The organism is Pseudomonas sp. Sample_22 (genome assembly GCF_004307635.1).
GTDB lineage: Bacteria > Pseudomonadota > Gammaproteobacteria > Pseudomonadales > Pseudomonadaceae > Aquipseudomonas.
Genome location: NZ_RCNY01000079.1, coordinates 23,312 through 27,694 on the forward strand (window position 1 = coordinate 23,312; position 4,383 = coordinate 27,694).

Consider the following 4,383-nt stretch of genomic DNA (forward strand, 5'->3'; position numbering starts at 1 on the left):
AATGCCAAGGCTGTCACAGCGCCCAGGTCAAGGACTGGCAAGGCTCGCATCACCAACTGGCGATGCAGGCGGCCAGCGCCGAAACGATGCTCGGCGATTTCAACAACGTCACCTTCAAGGCGGAAAACGAAACCACCCGTTTCTCGCGCAAGGACGACGGTTTCTGGGTCAACACTCCGGGCATCGACGGCAAGAATGCCGACTTCAAGGTTGCCTACACCTTCGGCATCGCGCCGTTGCAGCAGTACCTGATCGAGGTCGGCGATGGCCGCCTGCAGGCGCTGGGCGTGGCCTGGGATACCGAGAAGAATCGCTGGCTCCATCTCTATCCTGGCCAGGGCGTGACCTTCAAGGACCCGCTGCACTGGAGCAAACCGAGCCAGAACGCCAACTTCATGTGCGTCGAGTGCCACACCACCGGCTACAAGCGCAATTTCGATGCGGCGAAAAACACCTTCGACGGTCAGTGGAACAGCCTCGGCGTCGCCTGCCAGGCCTGTCACGGGCCGGCATCCAACCACCTGCAATGGGCGGAGAAGAAGTCCGACCTAATCCATGCCGGATTCGCCGTCGACCTTAAGGACAAGAACGCCACGGTCGAAATCGAAACCTGCGCCCGTTGCCACGCCCGCCGCGCGCCATTGGGTGATGGTTACACCGTCGGCAAGCGCCTGATGGACGATTACCTGCCCAGCGTCCTGACCCGCGAGCTGTACGCACTGGACGGCAAGATCAAGGACGAGGTGTTCGAGCACGGCTCTTTCGCCCAAAGCAAGATGTTCGACAAGGGTGTGCGTTGCAGCAATTGCCACAACCCCCACAGCGAACAGCTCAAGGCGCCGGGCAACGGTGTCTGCCTGCAATGCCACAACACGGCGGGCAAGACGGCGGTCGAAGGGGTCGATGGCAAGGGCCTGCAGGCGAAGAACTACGATTCCGTCGAACACACCCGTCACACCATGGGCCAGCCGGGATCGCAGTGCGTGGATTGCCACATGCCGGGCAAGTTCTACATGGGCAATGACTTCCGGCATGACCACAGTTTCAGCATCCCCAATCCTGAACGTGCGCAGAAGCTCGGCACGCCGGATGCTTGCCTGACCTGTCATCAGGGCAAGGCCGGGGACAAGGTCACCGAGCAGTTCAAGTTGTGGAGCGCTGCCGATGCGCCGCAGGCCCCGCGTTACGACGAGAGCCTGTGGCTGATTCGCAATGGCCAGGCGGGGGCGGCGCAGGCGCTGTTCGAACAATTGCAGCGCAGCAATCTGCCGGCGATTCAGCGGGCGACCCTGCTGGCCGAGTTGCCTGCCTACCCCAGCGAACAGGCACTGAAACTGGCGAGCGAAGACCTGAACAACCCGGCGCCGCAAGTACGGGAGAGTGCCGTGCATGCGGTCAGCGCCTTCCTGCCACCACCGGAGCGGGCGCAGTTGCTGTCGCCATTGCTGAGCGATCCGGTGAAAGCCGTGCGCATTGCCGCCGCGCGGGATTTGCTCGGCGTGGAGCGCAATGGCCTGGGCGCTGCGCAAGGCAACTGGAACAGCGCCATCGCCGAGTACGAGGTGGTGCAGAAAAGCCTGCTGGAACGCGCCGAAGCCAATCTCAACCTGGCGTTGCTGTATCAGGCCAGCGGTCGCAATGGCGAGGTGGAAGGCCTGCTGCGCTCGGCGCTTCTACACGATCCGGACTTCTACCCGGCGCTGGTGACGCTGGTGCAGTGGCTGGAGGGCAATGGCCGCAATCAGGAGGCGCAAACGCTCCTGACGCAAAGCCTCAAAGAGCACCCCAACGCCGCCCTGCTGCAACACACCCAGGGCCTGGCGCTGGTACGCGCCGGGCAGACCGCCCTGGCCATGCCCTACCTGCACAAGGCCGCGCAACTGGAACCGCAGACCGCGCAATATGGCTACGTGCTGGCGGTGGCATTGCATGACAGCGGCAAGGTCGAGCAAGCCTGTGCAGAGCTGGAGCGCTTGTTGAAACTCGACCCCACCAACCGCAACGCCCGCCTGGCGCTGATCCAGTACTACCTCAACAACGGCCAGGAGGCCAAGGCGCAGGTGCTGCTGCAGGGCTGGAAGAACTTAAACAGAGGGGATCCGGCCTTGAAATGATGCGCCTGGTGCAGGCTTCGGCGCAACGGACTCAAGGATTGACCATGATCTCCCCTGCACAACTTTCAGCTTCCATCTCTCCGCGCATCCAGATGTCGAACTTGGTAAGCAGCCTTTGCGACAGCGAATGCCCGGTAAGCGTACAGATGCCCAAGCGGCGTTAACTTCACCGAACAACGCCCGCGTTATCGTCCTAACGTTCCCGCGGCTAATGAGCGCCCCGATGAAGACCTCATGGCGAGTGCCGGGATTAAAAAAGAGCCCAATATACTCAAATACGCCCTAAGGAGGCTTGATATGACATTTAACCATCGCATTCCCGTGACCAATTCAGTCGACATGGCAATGCAAATTGTTGCTGCTCTGATCGCCGCAGGCCTACTGCCAAACGACGGCGAAATCATGACTGAGACACAGCGAAAGATTGCCAGCATCCTTAGAGAGCATTTGCCAGTCGCTACTCCCTATTGCGAGTGTCATTGACCAGGCCGGTCGCTTGACATCGCTGTTCAGGACTTCAGAACGCTTTCAGGATCTCCCTACAGACTCGATATAGAAAGCTAGGAACTATGCGTGCAGCGGGACTCGTCCCGGTCCTAAATTACTGATGAGCATTTATGAACGATCAAAGTCAAGAGCCATACAACCTACAAATTAGTCAGATCCTTACGATAACGCTGGATCAGCTCCTATCGTATTTAAACAATAATGATTGTATGCATCCCTGTGCCGCTTGCGGAAAATCGAATTGGAGCATACCTCTGACAGACAACATGCCAGCGATTTATATGACGCCTAGTGTCAGAAATCCATCAATTTCGGCTTGGGCATTTCATGTTAATTGTAATGAGTGTGGCGTCATAAAAATATTTAATGCCGCCCGTGTTCGTGAGTATGTCTTCGCCAATCAGGGGGGGGAAGACATAACCCACACTGCGATGCCAATCGACCACCCATTAGCGGAAGTACAATCGCTGGAAATCCGCACAATCCAGCTCGAAGACCATACTAAAAATATCCAGGAAGATATTGAGTCGCTGGAAGGTGAGCTTCAGACATTTCGCACCGAGACCAAGGGCGAACTTTCTTCATTGCGCGATGAATTTTCAAGCGTTCGAGCGGAGATACAGCAAGAATTCACCTGTACAAGGCAAGACATGAAAAAGGAATCGCGAGTGCGTTTTTGGGTATTGATGCTCATCACCGGCGGACTCGCAAGTTTGATGATAAGAGGCTTCGGCTGGGTATAGCCACGCGCAATGGGCTAATGCACGTGCGATGATCGATGAAAAATTTCAAGGTTATCCCAGTCCGTCTAGCCTATCCGATGCCTCAGAACAATACCCACTCGCTGCAGGCGACAATAATGTACAGGGTCGTCGTAACCGCGTTATTCGGAATTTTATTATTTGCTGCCAGTCAAGGAGATGCCGTCGACACGGAAATGGCCCGACAATTACTAGCGACGTTTAGCGGCTTTTTCAATTTGTAGTTCATGCTGCCCTGCCTACCGCGGGGCTTTTTTTGAACGAAACCAAGAAAAAACAAGCTCGCAAATACCCCTTTACCGCTGAGCGGATGGTTACGTTGGACGGCACGAGCGCTCCATACCGCAGTGAGTCCCAGGATAAAAGCACGCCGCCAATGCCACTATCCTGAGCCACGCTCAAGCTGTCCTGCACCATCCTCTTGGGGGGAAGCGGCCTTCGAAAAAATTACCAACGTTAGGTTAGGTGAAAGCTTCTTAAGCCGTTGCGCACCACATTTTAAAACGTCTCGTTTGAAATATGCCGTCCACGTGTACTGGGAGCTGCGGACGCAGCCGCTGAGGTAGGTCTCTATCTCCGCTTCCGTCAACTCGGCGACGGTAGCTATTTCTTTGGATGTAGGCCGAAATTCCATTATCGATTTCCTTCCCGCCTAACGGGTCATTTAAGCAGTTGGTCAGAGCCTTGTTCACGTCAGCTATCAGCATTTTCGCGGCACGATGTAAACCCAAGCCGGTATGGTTTTCGCGTATGCAGCGATTCGTTAACTAGACCGCCATTGATTGTCCGATCGCGTAATAGCGTTTGTGCCTGACTAACCTGCCGGCCGGACACAGTCAAGGTACTGCGGGAAACGGGCAACATCTGTAGGCTTTTTCTGAAAACTTCGAAAGCGGCATGAAAAAGTGCCCCCCCTTGTCGCGACCTTTTTCCTAAACCTATGGCGCGCTGAATTAAGCGCCTAAACCATCCAACAGCTTTGTTCTTCACATGGCTGCAGG

Annotated in this window: 4 protein-coding genes; 3 read left to right on the forward strand and 1 reads right to left on the reverse strand. The window is 56.3% G+C overall.

The window, feature by feature from the left end; translation table 11 throughout:
* The 3 genes from D8U73_RS19825 to D8U73_RS19835 form a co-directional block, all read left to right on the forward strand.
* Positions 1-2,114 (forward strand): tetratricopeptide repeat protein (locus D8U73_RS19825; RefSeq protein WP_130905510.1); only part of this gene is annotated, 2,114 nt, incomplete at its 5' end.
* 297 nt (positions 2,115-2,411) lie between these two features.
* Complete coding sequence (locus D8U73_RS19830; RefSeq protein WP_130905508.1) at positions 2,412-2,597, forward strand: hypothetical protein; 186 nt, start codon at positions 2,412-2,414, stop codon at positions 2,595-2,597.
* Between the two features lie 134 nt (positions 2,598-2,731).
* Complete coding sequence (locus tag D8U73_RS19835; protein ID WP_130905509.1) at positions 2,732-3,364, forward strand: hypothetical protein; 633 nt, start codon at positions 2,732-2,734, stop codon at positions 3,362-3,364.
* Between the two features lie 711 nt (positions 3,365-4,075).
* Here D8U73_RS19835 and D8U73_RS29365 read toward each other — a convergent pair.
* A partial coding sequence (locus tag D8U73_RS29365) for a hypothetical protein (RefSeq protein ID WP_206663027.1) occupies positions 4,076-4,383 on the reverse strand: 308 nt, incomplete at its 5' end.

What these genes read in the sequence shown, in the direction of transcription:
- D8U73_RS19835 (WP_130905509.1), top strand. Translation starts at nt 2,732, where the DNA reads ATGAACGATCAAAGTCAAGAGCCATACAACCTACAAATTAGTCAGATC.
- D8U73_RS19830 (WP_130905508.1), top strand. Translation starts at nt 2,412, where the DNA reads ATGACATTTAACCATCGCATTCCCGTGACCAATTCAGTCGACATGGCA.